General features: G+C 74.2%; 14 protein-coding genes. 10 read left to right on the top strand and 4 right to left on the bottom strand.

All coding sequences use genetic code 11. The annotated features are described in order from the left end of the window. The first annotated feature begins 108 nt into the window (after nucleotides 1–108). The gene (ilvD, locus tag AB0C04_RS12785) at nucleotides 109–1,956 is read left to right on the top strand and encodes a dihydroxy-acid dehydratase (protein ID WP_357052598.1); all 1,848 of its coding nucleotides are present in this window, start codon (nucleotides 109–111) and stop codon (nucleotides 1,954–1,956) included. Nucleotides 1,957–2,011: 55 nt separating this feature from the next. Here the strand turns inward: ilvD and AB0C04_RS12780 are convergent, their stop codons facing one another. After that, on the bottom strand, nucleotides 2,012–2,548 hold the full coding sequence (locus tag AB0C04_RS12780) for a hypothetical protein (protein WP_357052595.1): 537 nt from the start codon (nucleotides 2,546–2,548) through the stop codon (nucleotides 2,012–2,014). Between the two features lie 129 nt (nucleotides 2,549–2,677). On the opposite strand from AB0C04_RS12780, the gene AB0C04_RS12775 reads away from it, so the two are divergent. Next, the gene (locus AB0C04_RS12775) at nucleotides 2,678–3,388 is read left to right on the top strand and encodes a hypothetical protein (protein ID WP_357052591.1); all 711 of its coding nucleotides are present in this window, start codon (nucleotides 2,678–2,680) and stop codon (nucleotides 3,386–3,388) included. 37 nt (nucleotides 3,389–3,425) lie between these two features. Here AB0C04_RS12775 and AB0C04_RS12770 read toward each other — a convergent pair whose 3' ends face one another. Next, nucleotides 3,426–4,613 carry an ROK family transcriptional regulator gene (locus tag AB0C04_RS12770; protein ID WP_357052589.1) on the bottom strand — a complete coding sequence of 396 codons (1,188 nt, stop codon included), beginning with the start codon at nucleotides 4,611–4,613 and terminating at the stop codon, nucleotides 3,426–3,428. Between the two features lie 192 nt (nucleotides 4,614–4,805). Between AB0C04_RS12770 and AB0C04_RS12765 the strand changes: the two genes are divergently transcribed. Genes AB0C04_RS12765 through AB0C04_RS12740 form a run of 6 tightly spaced genes read left to right on the top strand, consistent with a single transcriptional unit; the run spans nucleotide 4,806 to nucleotide 9,797 of the window. Further along, on the top strand, nucleotides 4,806–5,534 hold the full coding sequence (locus AB0C04_RS12765) for an amino acid ABC transporter ATP-binding protein (RefSeq protein ID WP_357052586.1): 729 nt from the start codon (nucleotides 4,806–4,808) through the stop codon (nucleotides 5,532–5,534). A 17-nt stretch (nucleotides 5,535–5,551) separates the two neighbouring features. After that, the gene (locus AB0C04_RS12760) at nucleotides 5,552–6,505 is read left to right on the top strand and encodes a glutamate ABC transporter substrate-binding protein (RefSeq protein ID WP_357052583.1); all 954 of its coding nucleotides are present in this window, start codon (nucleotides 5,552–5,554) and stop codon (nucleotides 6,503–6,505) included. A gap of 16 nt (nucleotides 6,506–6,521) precedes the next feature. Beyond that, nucleotides 6,522–7,166, top strand: coding sequence for an amino acid ABC transporter permease (locus AB0C04_RS12755; protein ID WP_357052580.1), 645 nt, complete (start codon nucleotides 6,522–6,524; stop codon nucleotides 7,164–7,166). Then, nucleotides 7,148–8,035, top strand: a complete 888-nt coding sequence (locus AB0C04_RS12750; protein ID WP_357052577.1) for an amino acid ABC transporter permease — start codon at nucleotides 7,148–7,150, stop codon at nucleotides 8,033–8,035. The genes AB0C04_RS12755 and AB0C04_RS12750 overlap by 19 nt, the downstream gene beginning before the upstream one ends. Continuing rightward, nucleotides 8,032–9,054 carry an asparaginase gene (locus AB0C04_RS12745; RefSeq protein ID WP_357052574.1) on the top strand — a complete coding sequence of 341 codons (1,023 nt, stop codon included), beginning with the start codon at nucleotides 8,032–8,034 and terminating at the stop codon, nucleotides 9,052–9,054. Before AB0C04_RS12750 ends, AB0C04_RS12745 begins: the two co-directional genes overlap by 4 nt. Then, nucleotides 9,054–9,797, top strand: coding sequence for a copper homeostasis protein CutC (locus AB0C04_RS12740; RefSeq protein WP_357052571.1), 744 nt, complete (start codon nucleotides 9,054–9,056; stop codon nucleotides 9,795–9,797). Before AB0C04_RS12745 ends, AB0C04_RS12740 begins: the two co-directional genes overlap by 1 nt. Before the next feature lie 35 nt (nucleotides 9,798–9,832). On the opposite strand, the gene AB0C04_RS12735 is transcribed toward AB0C04_RS12740, so the two are convergent. Further along, nucleotides 9,833–12,205 carry a bifunctional diguanylate cyclase/phosphodiesterase gene (locus AB0C04_RS12735; protein ID WP_357052568.1) on the bottom strand — a complete coding sequence of 791 codons (2,373 nt, stop codon included), beginning with the start codon at nucleotides 12,203–12,205 and terminating at the stop codon, nucleotides 9,833–9,835. Between the two features lie 228 nt (nucleotides 12,206–12,433). Between AB0C04_RS12735 and AB0C04_RS12730 the strand changes: the two genes are divergently transcribed. Continuing rightward, a complete protein-coding gene (locus AB0C04_RS12730; protein WP_357052565.1) occupies nucleotides 12,434–12,820 on the top strand; it encodes a PH domain-containing protein in 387 nt (128 codons plus the stop codon). Here the strand turns inward: AB0C04_RS12730 and AB0C04_RS12725 are convergent. Continuing rightward, nucleotides 12,814–13,740 carry a 2-hydroxyacid dehydrogenase gene (locus tag AB0C04_RS12725; RefSeq protein ID WP_357052562.1) on the bottom strand — a complete coding sequence of 309 codons (927 nt, stop codon included), beginning with the start codon at nucleotides 13,738–13,740 and terminating at the stop codon, nucleotides 12,814–12,816. The genes AB0C04_RS12730 and AB0C04_RS12725 overlap by 7 nt on opposite strands. Before the next feature lie 169 nt (nucleotides 13,741–13,909). On the opposite strand from AB0C04_RS12725, the gene AB0C04_RS12720 reads away from it, so the two are divergent. Continuing rightward, entirely contained in the window at nucleotides 13,910–15,730 is a 1,821-nt protein-coding gene (locus AB0C04_RS12720) for a SpoIIE family protein phosphatase (protein ID WP_357052559.1), read from the top strand. Nucleotides 15,731–15,796: the final 66 nt, after the last annotated feature.

Here is a 15,796-nt window from a genome sequence, read left to right as displayed (position 1 = left end):
CTCAACTCTGCCGGACGAGCGCCCGCGATGGGGGGTCGGGTGTGCATCTGTTGGGACACGGCGCCCACGCACGGCGGGGGTGCCCGCGACGGTGCAAGACTGGTACGCATGCCTGAGCTGCGGTCGAAGACCTCCACGCACGGTCGGACGATGGCCGGCGCCCGGGCCCTCTGGCGGGCCACCGGGATGACCGACGACGACTTCGGTAAGCCGATCGTCGCCATCGCGAACAGTTTCACCCAGTTCGTGCCGGGTCACGTACACCTCAAGGACATGGGCGGCCTGGTCGCGGACGCGGTGGCCGAGGCCGGTGGGGTCGGTCGGGAGTTCAACACCATCGCGGTCGACGACGGCATCGCGATGGGGCACGGCGGCATGCTCTACTCGCTGCCCAGCCGGGAGCTGATCGCCGACGCGGTGGAGTACATGGTCAACGCGCACTGCGCGGACGCTCTGGTCTGCATCTCCAACTGCGACAAGATCACTCCAGGCATGCTGCTCGCCGCGCTCCGGCTCGACATCCCCACCGTCTTCGTCTCCGGCGGCCCGATGGAGGCCGGCAAGACGATGGCGATCGAGGGCGTCGTGCACAGCAAGATCGATCTGATCGACGCGATGATCGCCTCGTCGAACGAGGCGGTCACCGACGAACAGCTCGGCGAGATCGAGCGCTCGGCCTGCCCGACCTGCGGCTCGTGCTCCGGGATGTTCACCGCCAACTCGATGAACTGCCTGACCGAGGCGATCGGGCTGGCGCTGCCCGGCAACGGGTCGACGCTGGCCACCCACGCCGCGCGCAAGTCGCTCTTCGTCGAGGCCGGCCGCACCGTCGTGGAGATCGCCAAGCGGTGGTACGACCAGGACGACGCCTCGGTGCTGCCCCGCGCGGTCGCCTCGAAGGCCGCGTTCGAGAACGCGGTGGCGCTGGACGTGGCGATGGGCGGCTCCACCAACACCGTGCTGCACCTGCTCGCCGCCGCCCGCGAGGCCGAGCTCGACTTCGGCGTCGCCGACATCGACGCGATCTCCCGGCGGGTGCCCTGCCTGGCCAAGGTCGCCCCGAACTCGCCGATGTACCACATGGAAGACGTGCACCGGGCCGGCGGGATCCCGGCCATCCTCGGCGAACTGGACCGCGCCGGCCAGCTCAACCGGGACGTGCACGCGGTGCACTCCCCCTCGCTCGCCCAGTGGCTCACCGACTGGGACGTCCGGGGCGGCTCCCCGCGGCCCGACGCGGTCGAGCTGTTCCACGCCGCTCCCGGCGGGGTCCGGACCACCGAGCCCTTCTCCACCGTCAACCGCTGGTCGTCGCTGGACACCGACGCGGCCGGCGGCTGCATCCGGGATCGGGAGCACGCCTACTCCGCCGACGGCGGGCTGGCCATCCTACACGGCAACCTCGCGCCGGACGGCTGCGTGGTGAAGACCGCCGGGGTGCCCGAGGAGTGCCTGACCTTCCGCGGCCCGGCGAAGGTCTACGAGTCCCAGGACGACGCCGTGACGGCGATCCTGGCCAAGCAGATCGTCGCCGGCGACGTGGTGGTGATCCGGTACGAGGGGCCGAAGGGCGGCCCGGGCATGCAGGAGATGCTCTACCCCACCTCGTTCCTCAAGGGCCGCGGGTTGGGCCGGGCGTGCGCGCTGCTGACCGACGGGCGGTTCTCCGGCGGCACCTCGGGGCTCTCCATCGGGCACGTCTCGCCCGAGGCCGCCTCCGGCGGGCTGATCGCGCTGGTCCAGGAGGGCGACGAGATCGTCATCGACATCCCGGGGCGGACCATCGAGTTGAACGTGCCCGAGGAGGTGCTCCAGGCCCGCCGGGTCGCCGAGGAGAAGCGCGACCGCCCCTACACCCCGGCCGACCGGCAGCGCCCGGTCTCCGCGGCGCTACGGGCGTACGCCTCGATGGCCACCTCGGCCAGCGACGGCGCCTACCGGCGCGTCCCCGAGTAGGTGTGCGCGAGGCCCCTGTCGCCGAGTCCATGGGCGGCAGGGGCCCGAGGCCGCCTCAGTACCCGAACAGGGCGACGGCGAGCGACGCCAGCGCGGCGACCAGCAGCACGGCGCCGGCGCCCAGCCCGACCACCGCGCTCACCGTGACGGCACGGGCCCGGGCCACCGGCACGGCCGCCAGCGCCACCGCCGTCACCAGGGCCGCGACCAGGTGGATCAGCGGATAGTCGAGCAGCGCCGCGACCGGGAACAGGTGCAGCCCCACCACGAGCGCGACCCAGACCGGGATCAGGTCCTTGCGGCGGCGCAGGGCGAGCAGGCCGGCCCCGAGCACGGCGAGACCGAACTCGACGCCCACGACGAGGCCGAAGGTGCGACTGGTGTCGGCGTCGAAGGCCGTGCCGTCCGACCAGTGCCGCCCGGCGAGAACTCCACCGGCCGCCGCCGTGAGCAGCGAGAGAACCGATCCGACGGCGAGCAGCGTCCGCCAGCTGCGCGGCGGCGCCTCCTGCGCCCAGCCGAACCAACTGGACGCGAAGAAGCCGAAGACGAAGGCCGTGGCCGACGCGTCACGAACGTGGTCCGCGATCATTGATTCTCCTCCGGTGCTGCGCCGTGCCGGGGTGATCCGGGGTTCGGCCGTCGGGGCCTCGGGCGTTGGTCCCGATCTTGGCAGGCCCTCGCTCGGGCACCGGTACCTTGTCAGGCCAGGGAGGCGATCATGAGCTACGCGGGACTGATCCGGCCGGTCATCGACCGGGTGCACGTCGGAGTGCGGGCGGCCGCCCGGCCGAGGGTGCAGGCGTACTACGCCGGGCGCGGCCTGCGACCCGGCTTCGAGAGCAGCTTCAACTTCGGGCTGCTCGCCCGACCCATGCCGGCCGACGCGCTCGCCGACGCGCTGGTCTACACGAGCGGCGACATGACCGACGAGCTCGAGCAGGGGGTCGCCGAGGTCGACGCCGACGGCGCGTGGCGGCTGACCGCGCTCGGGCGCGAGCTGGCCCTGGCGGTGCAGCGGATGGTCGCCGAGACCGCCGAGGAGCGGTGGGCCGCCGCGCCGGACCTGCTGCCCGGCCTCGCCGTGGTGCCGCGGCTGGCCGAGCTGGTCGGCCGGCTGCTGACGCCGGGGATCGTCGGCTCAGGGCCTGCGTTCCGGGCCATGGCCCCGGTGTACGAGCCGGCGGACGCCTCCCCGGCGCTGCGGCTGACCTCCCGGCTCGGCGCGCTGCGCCATCACCGAGCCGACGCGCACCGGGCCGCGTGGCGGGCGGCCGGGTTGACGGTCGACGGCGTTCGCGCGCTGCCGGACGGGCCCCAGCGGCGGGCCATCGAGGACGAGACGAACCGCCGTGACGAGCCGGTCTACGCGGTGCTCTCGCCGCAGGAGCGGCTGGAGCTGCTGGCCGGGCTGGGAGCCCTGCCCGGCTGATCCGCACCACCGTCCGGCGTGGACCGGATGATCCCGGTCAGCCGGGGTCGACGATCCGATCGATGACCAGCTGCGCGGCGCCCATGATGCCGACGTCCGGGCCGGCGACGACCCGCTCGATGAGCAACGCCTGGGTGGCCAGCGGCAGGCAGCGCTCGTAGAGGGTGGCCCGCATGCTGGCCAGCAGGGGCTCACACTCGGCCAGCCGACCGCCGATCGCGACCACCTGCGGGTTGAAGAAGTTGACCACCACCGCGAGGATCTCGCCGATCGATCGTCCGGCCCGGCGGGCCAGCGCGGTGGCGTGCCGGTCGCCGTCGTCGATCAGCCGCATCACGCCGCTCAGGTTCTCGACCGGTACGCCCTGCTCGCGCAGCGCGGCGACCAGGGCGGCCCCGCTGGCCACCGCCTCCAGGCAGCCGGTGTTGCCGCAGCTGCACAGCGGCCCCGGATCGGCGACCACCCGACAGTGGCTGATGTCCCCGGCGGAGCCCTGGGCGCCCCGGTGCAGTCGCCGACCGGAGATGACACCGGCGCCGATGCCGGTGCCGGCCTTGACGTAGACGGCGTGGTCGAGCTCGGGATGGGTGGACCGGTGCTCGCCGAGCGCCATCAGGTTGGCGTCGTTGTCGACGACGACCGGCACCTCGGTCCGCTCGGCACAGAAGGCGCGCACGTCGAAGCCGTTCCAGCCGGGCATCCGGGAGGGGCTGACGATCCGGCCGGTGTCGAAGTGCACCGGGCCGGGGATGCCGATGCCGATGCCGCGCAGCCCGCCGGCGGTGGCTGCGCCCCGCTGGCCGGATACCGGAGCGACGGGCCGGGGCGCCAACGCGGCGACCTCGTCGAGCAGCGCGCCGAGGACGGCCTCCGGCCCGTCTTCGATGCGGATCGGCCGGGACCGGACCTCGACGACCCGCCCGGTGAGGTCGAGGGTGCCGAGGCGGGCGTGTTGCGCGCCCAGGTCGATCGCGCCGACCAGTGCGTCGCCGGTGGGCACCGCGAGCTGGCGGGGACGGCGCCCGCCCCGGGACTTCCCGTCGCCGGTCTCCTCGAGCAGACCTTCGCTGATCAGCGCCTCGACCCGCAGGGAGACGGTGGACGGCGACAGCCCGGAGAGCCGGGCGAGATCCGCCCGGCTGACCGCCGCTCCGCTGGACACCAACCGGAGCAGCTCGCGCGGGCCGCCCCGCGGGCTGTCCCGCGCGGCGTCGTCGATCGTCACGCCAGGTTCTTAGCATCCGAGCTTTGTTCTAGCAAGCGGTTGACTTGGTTTTGACCCTCGCATTAGATGGCACCGTTGATTCGAAAAGCGCAGATCTTTGTTCGACAGTTGCAGGAAGCGGGGCGAGCGATGGCACCGACGGCGGCACCGGATCTCGCGGACCGGACCGGGCCCACCCGGCCGGATCGGCCGATGGTGGCCGTCCACGGCCTGCAGAAGTGGTTCGGCCCGCTGCACGTGCTCAAGGAGATCGACCTCACGGTGGCCGCCGGCGAGGTGGTGGTCGTCGTCGGCCCGTCCGGATCCGGCAAGTCGACCCTCTGCCGCTGCCTCAACCGGTTGGCCGTCGCCGACGCCGGCAGCGTCGAGATCGACGGTGAGCCGCTGCCCGCCGAGGGGCGGAAACTGGCCCGGCTCCGTGCCGACGTCGGCATGGTCTTCCAGTCCTTCAACCTGTTCGGCCACCGCACCGTGCTGGAGAACGTCACGCTCGGCCCGGTGCGGGTCCGCCGGACGCCGAAGGCCACGGCGCGTGAGCGGGCCCTCGCCCTGCTCGACCGGGTCGGCATCGCTGACAAGGCCGACCACTACCCCGCGCAGCTCTCCGGCGGCCAGCAGCAGCGCGCGGCGATCGCCCGCGCCCTCGCCATGCGGCCCAAGGTGCTGCTCTTCGACGAGCCGACGTCGGCCCTCGACCCGGAGATGGTCAACGAGGTCCTGGACGTGATGGTCTCCCTGGCTGCCGAGGGGATGACCATGATCGTGGTGACCCACGAGATGGGCTTCGCCCGCCGCGCCGCGGACCGGGTCGTCTTCATGGACGACGGCCGGATCGTCGAGTCCGGCAGCCCCGACGCGTTCTTCGCCGCCCCACGCACCGACCGGGCGCGCGACTTCCTTTCCAAGATCCTCCAGCACTGACCCCCGAGGAGGGTGCCATGTCGATTCGCTCCACGAACGTCACACGCCGCCGCGCGTTGACGATCGCCGCCGCGGCCGTGACCGTCGCGCTCGCCGCCGCCGGCTGCGGCGACGGCGGATCCGCCCCGGCACTGCCGGGACAGGCGGACGGCCAGAAGGTGGCCCAGTCCGTCTTCGACGCCGCACCGGTGGCGTCGGACGCCGACATCCCGGCCGGCTCCACCATGGACATGATCCGCAAGCGCGGCTACCTGAACGTCGGCGGCTCCCTCGACGCCCCGCTGCTGTCCCAGCAGAACCCGGTCAGCGGCGACATCGAGGGCTTCGACGCCGACATGGCCAAGCTGCTGGCCAAGTACATCATCGGTAAGCCCGAGGTGAAGACGGTGACCATCGGCACCCAGACCCGGGAGGCGATGCTCCAGGCGAAGTCGGTGGACGCGGTCTTCCAGACCTACACGATCACCCCGCAGCGGGCCACCCAGGTCGCCTTCGCCGGGCCGTACCTGACCTCCGGGCTGGCGGTCGCCGTGCGCAAGGACGAGACGGGCATCAAGGGCGTCAAGGACCTGGCCGGCAAGACCGTCATCGTCGGCGCCAACACCCCGGCGGTCACCGCGCTGCCGAGCGCCGCCCCCGGCTCCAAGCAGGTCGCCTTCGCCACCGACCCTCAGGCGGTGCAGGCGCTGCTGCAGAAGCGCGGCGACGCGTACGTGCAGGACTTCACGCTGCTCGCCTCGAACGCCAAGACGAACCCGGGAATGAAGGTGGTCGGCGACCCCTTCACCACCGAGGCGTACGGGATCGGCCTCACGAAGGAGGACACCCAGTTCAAGGAGTTCGTCAACAACTGGCTGCGGAAGATCCAGGCCGACGGCACCTGGTCGAAGGTCTGGCAGAGCACGCTCGGCTCGGTGGTGGAGGGCGGCACGCCCACCCCGCCGGCGATCGGGTCCGTCGAGGGTTCCTGAGGATCACTCCCCCACCATGGAAGCCCTCACCGGTCACCTCGACGAACTCGGCCACGGGCTGGTCACGACGGTCCACCTGACCGTCGTGACCACCATCGGCGCGCTGCTGCTCGGCGTCGTCGTGGCGACCCTGCGGGTCTGCCCGGTACCGCTGCTGCGCGGCGTCGGCATGGTCTACGTCGAGGTCCTCCAGAACCTGCCGCTGCTGGCCCTGCTGGTGCTCTTCGTCTTCGCCCTGCCGACGATCGGCATCACCTTCCCCCTGTTCACCTCGGCGGCCATCGTGATCGCCGCCTACGAGGGGGCGTACCTGGCCGAGGCGATCCGAGCCGGGATCAACACGGTCGGGGTGGGGCAGGCCGAGGCGGCGCGCGCCATCGGGCTCACCTTCAGCCAGTCCCTGCGGTACGTGATCCTGCCGCAGGGACTGCGCGCGGTGATCCAGCCGATGGGCAACATCTACATCGCGCTGCTGATGAACACCTCGCTCGCCGCCGCGGTCGGGGTGGTCGAGCTGACCCAGGCCGCCAACAACGTCAACCTCGTCGAGGCCCAGCCGATCGCCGTCTTCACCGGCGCCGGTCTCGCCTACATGTTGCTGGCGCTGCTGATCGGTCGGGTCACCGCGACGCTGGAGCGAAGGTGGGCGATCGTGCGATGAACCCGAACCAGCAGATCCTCTTCGACGCGCCGGGCCCGCGAGCTCAACGCCGGATCCGGATCGCCACCGTGCTGGGCGCGCTCGTCCTCCTCGGCGGGCTCGCCTGGGCGATCCACCGGTTCGCCAGCTACGGCGAACTCGCCGCGGAGCGGTGGCAGCCCTTCACCACCTGGCCGATCTGGCGATACCTGCTCAACGCGCTCTGGTCGACGCTGCTCGCCGCCGCGGCGACCGCCGTCCTCAGCGCCGCGCTGGGGCTGGTGCTCGCGCTCGGCCGACTGTCGGCACGACGGCCGCTGCGGTGGCTGGCGGGCGCGTACGTGGAGGTCTTCCGGACCGTACCCGTGCTGCTCCTGGTCTACGTGACGCTCTTCGCGCTGCCCAGGTACGGCCTGAACTTCCCGCTGTTCTGGAAGCTCGTGGTGCCGCTCGTCGTCTCCAACTCGGCCGCCTTCGCCGAGATCTTCCGGGCCGGCATCAAGGCGCTGGACCGGGGCCAGACCGAGGCGGGCCTCGCGATCGGGCTGCGCCGGGGGCAGGTGATGCGGCTGATCGTGCTGCCACAGGCCCTGCTCCGGCTGACCCCGTCCCTGGTCAGTCAGCTGGTCGGGCTGCTCAAGGACACCTCGCTCGGCTTCGTGGTCGGCTACACCGAGTTGCTCTACAGCGGTCAGGTGCTCGCCTCCTACACCCACCTGCTGATCCAGACGTTCCTGGTGGTGGCGCTGATCTACCTGGTGGTCAACGCCTCGCTGTCGAAGCTCGCCCGCGTACTGCAGGCCCGCAACGGGCGGCTCACCGCTCGCAGCCGGTCCGCGGCGCCCGGTCCGGCCACGCCGCCGCTCACCCAAGGAGGAACCGCCCGATGACCACTGCCCGGTACGCGGAACTGGCGCGGGTGACCCGCAACGGCTTCGTGGAGAGCCGGCACTACGGCAGCGTGGTGGTACTCGACCCGTCCGGTGCCGTCGCGCTGCGCGCCGGCGTACCCGACGAACCGGTGCTGCCGCGCTCCACCCTCAAGCCGGTGCAGGCGCTGGCCTGTCTGACGGCCGCGACGGCCGCCGATCCCGCGTCGCCGGCCGCCGCGTCGCTCGCCGGCCCCGCACTGGCCATCGCCGCCGGCAGCCACACCGGCGACGACCGGCACGTGGCGGTGGTACGGGGGCTGCTGGCCGCCGCCGGGCTGACCGAGGCGGCGCTGGGCTGCCCGGTCGACTGGCCGGAGGACGAGGCGACGCGGGAGCGTCTGATCCGGGCCGGCGAGCAGCGCAGCCGGATCCGGATGAACTGCTCGGGCAAGCACGCCGCCATGCTGGTCGCCGCCGTCGCGCGGGGCTGGTCGACACGGGACTACCTCGACCCGGCGCACCCGCTGCAACGGGAGATCGCCGCCAGCGTCGCCCGGCTGGCCGGCACCCCGGTCACCGCCGTCGCGGTCGACGGCTGCGGCGCGCCGCTGTTCGGCCTGCCGCTCACCGGCCTGGCCCGTACCTTCCAGGCGCTGGCCACGGCGCGGCCCGGCAGCGACGAGGCGCGGGTGGCCGAGGCGATGCGCCACCACCCGGAACACGTCGGCGGCTGGCACGGCCATCCGAACACCGACCTCATGCGGGCGCTACCCGGGGTGCTCGCCAAGGGCGGCGCCGAGGGCGTGCTGGGGGTGGCGACTCCCGACGGGTACGCGGTCGCGGTGAAGGTGATCGACGGCAGCCCTCGGGCCACCTCCTCGATCGCGCTCGCCGCGTTGACGGCCGCCGGCGCGGCCGTCGACGGCGCCCCGGAGCTGCGCCGGGTGCCGGTGCTCGGCGGCGGTGAGCCGGTGGGCGCCGTCGACGCCGCCATCGATTGGACCGCGGGAACTCCCCGCACGGAAAGGGAAGACTGATGACGAACTTCGAGATCTGCATCGACAGCGTCGAGGGGGCGATCGCCGCGGAGGCGGCCGGCGCCGATCGGGTGGAGCTCTGCTCCGCGCTCTTCGAGGGCGGGCTGACCCCGAGCATCGGCACCATAGAGGTCGCCCTGCGCAGCGTGGACCGGATCCGGGTGCACGTCATCATCCGGCCGCGGGCCGGTGACTTCATCTTCTCCGAGCACGAGGTCGAGGCGATGGTGCGCGACGTGCGGGCGGCGGTGGCGGCCGGCGCGCACGGCGTGGTGATCGGCGCGCTGACCGCAGAGGGCGACGTCGACGTCGACGTCGCCCGCCGGCTGATCGAGGCCGCCGGCGACGCCAGCATCACCTTCCACCGGGCGTTCGACATGGTCCGTGACCCGTTCCAGGCCCTGGAACAGCTTATCGACCTGGGCGTCAGCCGGGTGCTGACCTCGGGCCAGGAGGTGAGCGTGTTGGAGGGGGCGCCGCTCATCGCCGAGCTGGTCCGCCGCGCCGGTGAGCGCATCATCGTCATGCCGGGTGGTGGCATCACCCCGCGCAACATCGCCCGCATCGTCGAGGCCACCGGCGCACGGGAGTACCACTTCGCGGCGCTGGTCACCTCGGACAGCCCGGCCGTGCACCGGAACCCCGCGCCGTTGATGGGCGGCAGCCTGAACCGCTCCGAGTACGAGCGCTCCGGCACCTCCGGCGAGCTGATCGGGAAGGTGCTCGCCGCCGCCCGGGCCTGACCGCCCGATCGAACCGACCGCCACCAGCCGAGGGGTCAGCGCGACGCGGAGGGAAACTCCTCGAAGTACGCCTCGACCCGCTCGGCGGTGGCGGGCCGGGCCAGCGCGAAGCCCTGCCCGTACCGGCAGCCCGCCCGGTACGCGCCCTCGACCTGGGCGGGTGACTCCAACGCCTCCGCCACCACCTCGACGCCGAGCCGGTCGCCCACGCTGACCACCACGTCGATCAGCGGGCGCTGGGCGCCCGGCGCCCCGTCGACCAGGCTGGCACCGACCTTCAGCAGGTCGATCGGGAGCCGGCGCAGCTGCGCCAGTGAGGCGTGCTCGGCGCGGAAGTCGTCGAGCGCGGTGCGGACGCCGAGCGAACGCAGCCCGGCCAGCCGCGCGACCACGGTGGGCAACTCGTCGCCGACCCGCGGCTCGGCCACCTCCACCACCAGCCGATCGGCCGGCACCCCGTAGGCGGCGAGGATCGCGGCCATGCGCTGCACGAAGTCGGGCGTGGTCAACTCGCCGGTGGTCACGTTGACCGCCATCCAGAGCTGCCGGCTCTCCGCCGACCACTCGGCCAGTTGGCGGCAGGCCCGGTCCAACACCCACCACTCCAGCTCACCGACGATGTCCAGGTCCTCGGCCACCGGCAGCAGCTCGGCGGGGAGCACCGTGCCGAGCACCGGGCTGCGCCAGCGCAGCAACGCCTCGGTGCCGACCGGCAGCCGGTCGGCCAGCCCGAGCACCGGCTGGTAGACCAGGTCCAGTTCGCCCCGGGCGACCGCCCCGGGCAGTTCCCGCTCCAGGTCGAGCCGGCGGACCAGCTGCTCCTCCAGGAACGCGTCGTACCACTCGACCCGGTCCCGGCCGAGCTGGACCGCCCGCCGCCGGGCCAGGTCGGCCTGGCGCAGCACGTCGTCCGGGCCGCCGCCGGTGACCTCGGCCAGCCCGATGCTCGCCTGCACCCGCAGCACCGCCCCGGCGACCTGGTAGGGCTGGGTCAACGCGGCCAGCAGGCGGGTGCCGAGCGCGTACGCCAGTACCGGCCCGACCGTGGTGACCACCGCGAACCCGGCGCCGCCCATTCCGGCGAGCAGGTCGCCGCGGCCGACCACCGCGCGGGCCCGGTGGACCACCTCGGCCAGCACGTCCTCGCGGAGCGCCGGTGCGACGCCGTCGGCGCCGGGGACGTGCAGGTCCACCACCAGCAGCGCCCCGGCCGGCGGTGCGGCCTGGCTCAGCGGGGCGAGGGCGCGCAGCAGCGCCGACCGGCCGGCCAGCCCGGCCGCCGCGGGCGCCGCCGTCGGCTCCGACACGGTGACGGCGGGCGGGCCGGCTTCCCGGCCGGCTGCCGACAGCCCGGCTGCTGGTCCGGACGCCTCCACCGGCGGGTGTCGGCGCGCGTTCCGGCGGTCGGCCGAGTGGGCGCCCCCGCCGGAATCGGCCTCGCGCAGCAGTTCGCGGAGCACCAACGGCGGCACCGCCGCCAGGGCGAGCAGAACGGTGACGCGGTCCGGCAGCAGGGCCGAGTCGACATGCCAGCCGGCGGCCAGCAGCAGCGCCACCGCCGGGACCACCGCCCGCGGCCAGCGCGGCGCCGGGCGGGCCGCCGCCGGCTCGATCGCGACGGCACGCCGCGCGCCGGCCGCGGCGAGCAGCATCCCGACCACCAGCGGCGGCAGGGCCAGCAGCGTCCACCGGCCCGCGGCCGGCCCGGCGGGCAGGACCGCCAGCAGCACCAGCCCGAACAGGATCAGCGCCACGCCACCCCGGCAGGTGGCCGCCCCGGGCCGGCGGTGCGGGCCGGTCAGCGCGGTGAGCGCGGCCATGCCGAGCACCCCGAGCAGCAGCACGGCCGCCAGCCGGGCCGGGAGCGGCCCGGCGGAGCTGGGCAGCACCAGCCAGCCGGCGAGGGCCAGCCCGATGGCCGGGCCGACCGCGTCGGCGAGCCGGCGCAACCGGACCCGACCGGGCGGTCGCGGTGGACCGGGCAGCCGGCGCAGTCCGAGGACGGCGAATCCCGCCATCACGGCCGCTCCGGATCCGGCCGCGGCCGGCCGGCCCCGCTCGATCAGCGGCAACAGGGCGGCGGTGAGCCCGGCGGCGACCACGGCGACGTCGAGCAGCAGGGCGGCCGAGCGGGCCGAGGACCAGGCTCGCCGGGCGGCCCGGGTGGCAACTGCCCGGGGCTCGGCCCCGGCGTCGCGGTGAGCGTCGACGGGTGGCCGGGCGGCGAGCCGGGAGAGCCGTACGCCGGCGAGGGTGGCGCCGGCGCCGACCGCGAGCGTGACCACGGCCACGGCCGGTAGCAGGCCGGCCGCGGCGGCGAGGACGAGCAGCGCGACCGCCGCGAGCGCGGCGGTCTCCGGCGCCATCCGGCGGGGCAGGTGGGCACGGAACGTGGCGGCGAGGGGCACGGCGGTCGCCTTCGTGAGGGGGCACTGGGGCGGTGCGGCGGTGCGCGGGCGTCGGACGGATCGGGTCGGGGGCGGGTCCGGTGCCCAACCATCGTGAACGATGGGCGAGGGGATGGGTTACGGCGACGCCCCGCGCCGGATAAGTGACCCTGGCCACTCCGCGGCGCGACCGGACGCCGGACGCCGCCCGACGCGCGGCCGTCCGGGCCGGGGTGGGATCATCGCAGGGTGAGTAAGCCCGACACCGTCCGCTTCCGGTACAACCAGGCGATCCTGGCCGCGGCGATCATCGCCTTCATCGGCGCCCTGCCGCTGGCCAACGCCCGGGCCTACCTGCTGCCGGTGCTGCTCGTCCCGCTGGCCGTCGGGGTCTGGGCCTGGCGGGCGGGCACCGACGCCGATCCCCGCGAACTGCGCCTGCGGGCGCTCACCGGGCAGCGCCGGATCACCTGGGACCGGGTCGTCGAGCTGGCCACCGACCCGCGCGGGCGGGCCGTGGCCCGGCTCGACGACGGGCAGCAGGTCGTCCTGCCGGCGGTACGCGGGACCGACCTGCCCCGGCTCGTCTCGGCCACCGGCCAGACGCTGCCCGGCGCGGCCGAGGCGAGTCAGTAGCCGTCCACCACCGCGTTGATCAGCGGCTGCCCGGCCGCGAACCGCCGCACCTGATCCCCGACCAGCCGGTAGGCCCGCGGCAGCAGACCGCGCACCGAGCCGGCGACGTGTGGGGTGAGCAGCACGTTGGGCATGTCCCACAACGGGTGGTCGGCGGGCAGCGGCTCCGGATCGGTGACGTCCAGCGCGGCGGAGATCCGCCCGGTGCCGAGTTCGGCGACCAGCGCCTCGGTCCGGGCCACCGGCCCCCGGGCGGCGTTGACCAGCAGCGCGCCGTCCGGCATCGCGGCGAGGAACGCCGCGTCGATCAGCCCACGGGTCTGCTCGGTGAGCGGCACCAGCACCACCACCACGTCCGCCTCCGGCAGCAGCCGCGGCAGCTCCTCGACGCCGTGCACGCCCTGCTCGGGCCGGGCCGTCCGGGCGACCAGGGTGAAGCTCACGTCGAACGGCGCGAGGCGGTCGCGTACCGCGCCGCCGATCGAGCCGGCGCCGACGATCAGCACCCGCTTGCCGGTCAGCTCGTCGGTCGGGGCCACCGCACCGAACGCCCACTCCCGGCGGGCCTGCGCCCGGGCGAAGGCGGGGAACGCCCGCAGCTGGGCGAGGATCGCCGTGACCACCCACTCGGCGGTGGACGGGTCGTGCACACCGCGGGCGTCGCAGAGCGTGACCCCGTCCGGCATCCGGCCGACCCAGGTGTCCGCGCCCGCGGAGAGCAGCTGCACCACCGCGAGGTCGGGCAGCTCCTTCAGCAGCGCGCCGGCGTCCGAACCGGCGAGGAACGGCGGTACCCAGAACCGGACGCCGGCCACCTCAGACGGGAGCTTCTCGGGATGCTCGACGACCTCGACCGTGACCTCCGGGGGCAGCTCACCGAGGAGCGCCAGGCCGGCCTCATGCGGAATCCATACCTTCACGCCCGACGACGATAGCCCCCGTCGGCGGGGGCCTGGCAGCGCATCTCCCCGCCGTCAGGTGCCGGCACGAGCGGGGGAGGAATTGGCAGGCATCGGCAGTCGGTCCGGCGGGGTATAACGAGAAGCCGCAGCGCCCGCCGGCCTCCGTCCACTCCCAGACAGGTGCACCATGATCGACCGCTCCGCCGCGCACGCCGCCCCGCGTGCCGCCGCCCCGCCCTCGGCGCTCGCCGACCCGGCCCGGCTGCGGGCGCTGGCGGACACCGGGCTGGACGCGGCGCCGGACGAGGCGTTCGACAGGTTCGCCCGGCTGGTGAGCGACCTGCTCGACGTGCCGGTGGCGCTGGTCTCACTGGTCTCCACCGACCGCCAGTTCTTTCCCGGGGCGGTCGGGTTGCCGGAGCCGTGGGCCGGGCGGCGGCAGACCCCGCTGAGTCACTCGTTCTGCCAGCACGTGGTCGACATCGAGGTGCCGATGGTGCTGCCGGACGCGCGGCTGCATCCCCGGGTCCGGGACAACCTGGCGATCATCGACCTCGGCGTGGTCGCGTACGCCGGGATGCCGCTGACCGACCTGTCCGGCAACGTCCTCGGCTCGCTCTGCGCGATCGACAGCAAGCCTCGGTCGTGGACGGCGGCGCAGCTGCGTACCCTCGCCGACCTGGCCGCGGCCTGCTCGTCGGAGTTGCGGCTGCGGATCGCGCTCGACGGCGCCGAGGAGGCGCGGCGGCGGGCGGAGGAGGCGCACGAGCGGCTGGAGCTGCTCGCCGGGCTGAGCGAGACGCTGGGCGGCACGCTCGACGTGGGCACCGCCCTGCGCCGGCTCGCCGAGACCACGGTGCCGCTGCTGGGCGACTGGTGCCTCGTGTCGCTGGTCGGCCCGGCCGGGGTGCCGCGGGAGGTCGCCGCGGTGCATCGCGACCCGTCGCTGGCGGCGGACGTGGACCGCTTCGCCCAGCTGATGCGCACCGGGCTGGCCCCGGAGTCGATCACCCGGGCGGTGCTGCGCACCGGCCAGCCGGTGCTGGGCGGCGCGGCCACCCTGGCCGACGTGGAGCGGGGCACGATCGGCCCGGAGATGCCGGCGATCGCCGCCCGGCTCGGCTTCGCGTCCCACCTGAGCGTGCCGATCACCACGGCCGGCGGCACCGTGCTCGGCGCGATCACCCTGGTCAACGGCGCGCGCCGACGTCAGTTCGACGACCGGGACATGCTCACCGCGCTGGACGTCGGGCGCCGGGCCGGGCAGGCCATCGGCAACAGCTCGATGTACGGCGAGCAGCGGCACGTCGCCGAGGTGCTGCAGCACAGCATGCTGCCGCGGCTGCCGGAGATTCCGGGCCTGGAGTTGACGGCCCGCTACCAACCGGCGGCCGACCGGGTCGAGGTGGGCGGCGACTGGTACGACGCGTTCGTCCAGCCCGACGGCGACCTGATCGCGGCGATCGGCGACGTGGCCGGGCACGACATCGAGGCGGCGGCCACCATGGGCCAGCTGCGCAACATGGTCCGGGGCAACGCCTACGGCCGGCCGGACGAGGTCGGCGAGCTGATGACCCAGCTGGACGACGCGATGCGCGGCTTGCGCCTGGACACCGCCGCCACGGCGACCCTGGTCCGGTTCCACGTCGACCCCGCCGGCGGTCACCTGGTCACCTGGTGCAACGCGGGGCACCCGCCGGCGCTGCTGGTGCGCGCCGGCGGGGCGGTGGAGGTGCTCGCCGGGTCGCCCGAACCGCTGCTCGGGCTGGCCCGGCCGGTCCGCCGGACCACCCGGCGGGCCGCCATGGCCGCCGGTGACACCCTGCTGCTCTACACCGACGGGCTGGTCGAGCGGCGGGACCGACCGATCGACGAGGGGTTGGTCGAGCTGATTGGCTGGCTCGCCGGGGCGGACCGGCTGCCGCTCGACGAACTCTGCGACCGGCTGCTCGGCACGGCCCACCGCGGCGAGGACGACGTCGCGCTGTTGACCGTCCGGGCACGCTGAGGCGGCGCACCGGCCACTCCTGTCGTCGACCGCCCCGCGCGGACCGTGCGGCGGGATACCCTGGGC

This window comes from Micromonospora sp. NPDC048909, assembly GCF_040649635.1.
In the GTDB taxonomy this organism is placed as follows: Bacteria; Actinomycetota; Actinomycetes; order Mycobacteriales; family Micromonosporaceae; genus Micromonospora.
The sequence above is the reverse complement of the archived record's forward strand: the minus strand, read 5'-3'. Positions and strand labels throughout refer to the sequence as shown.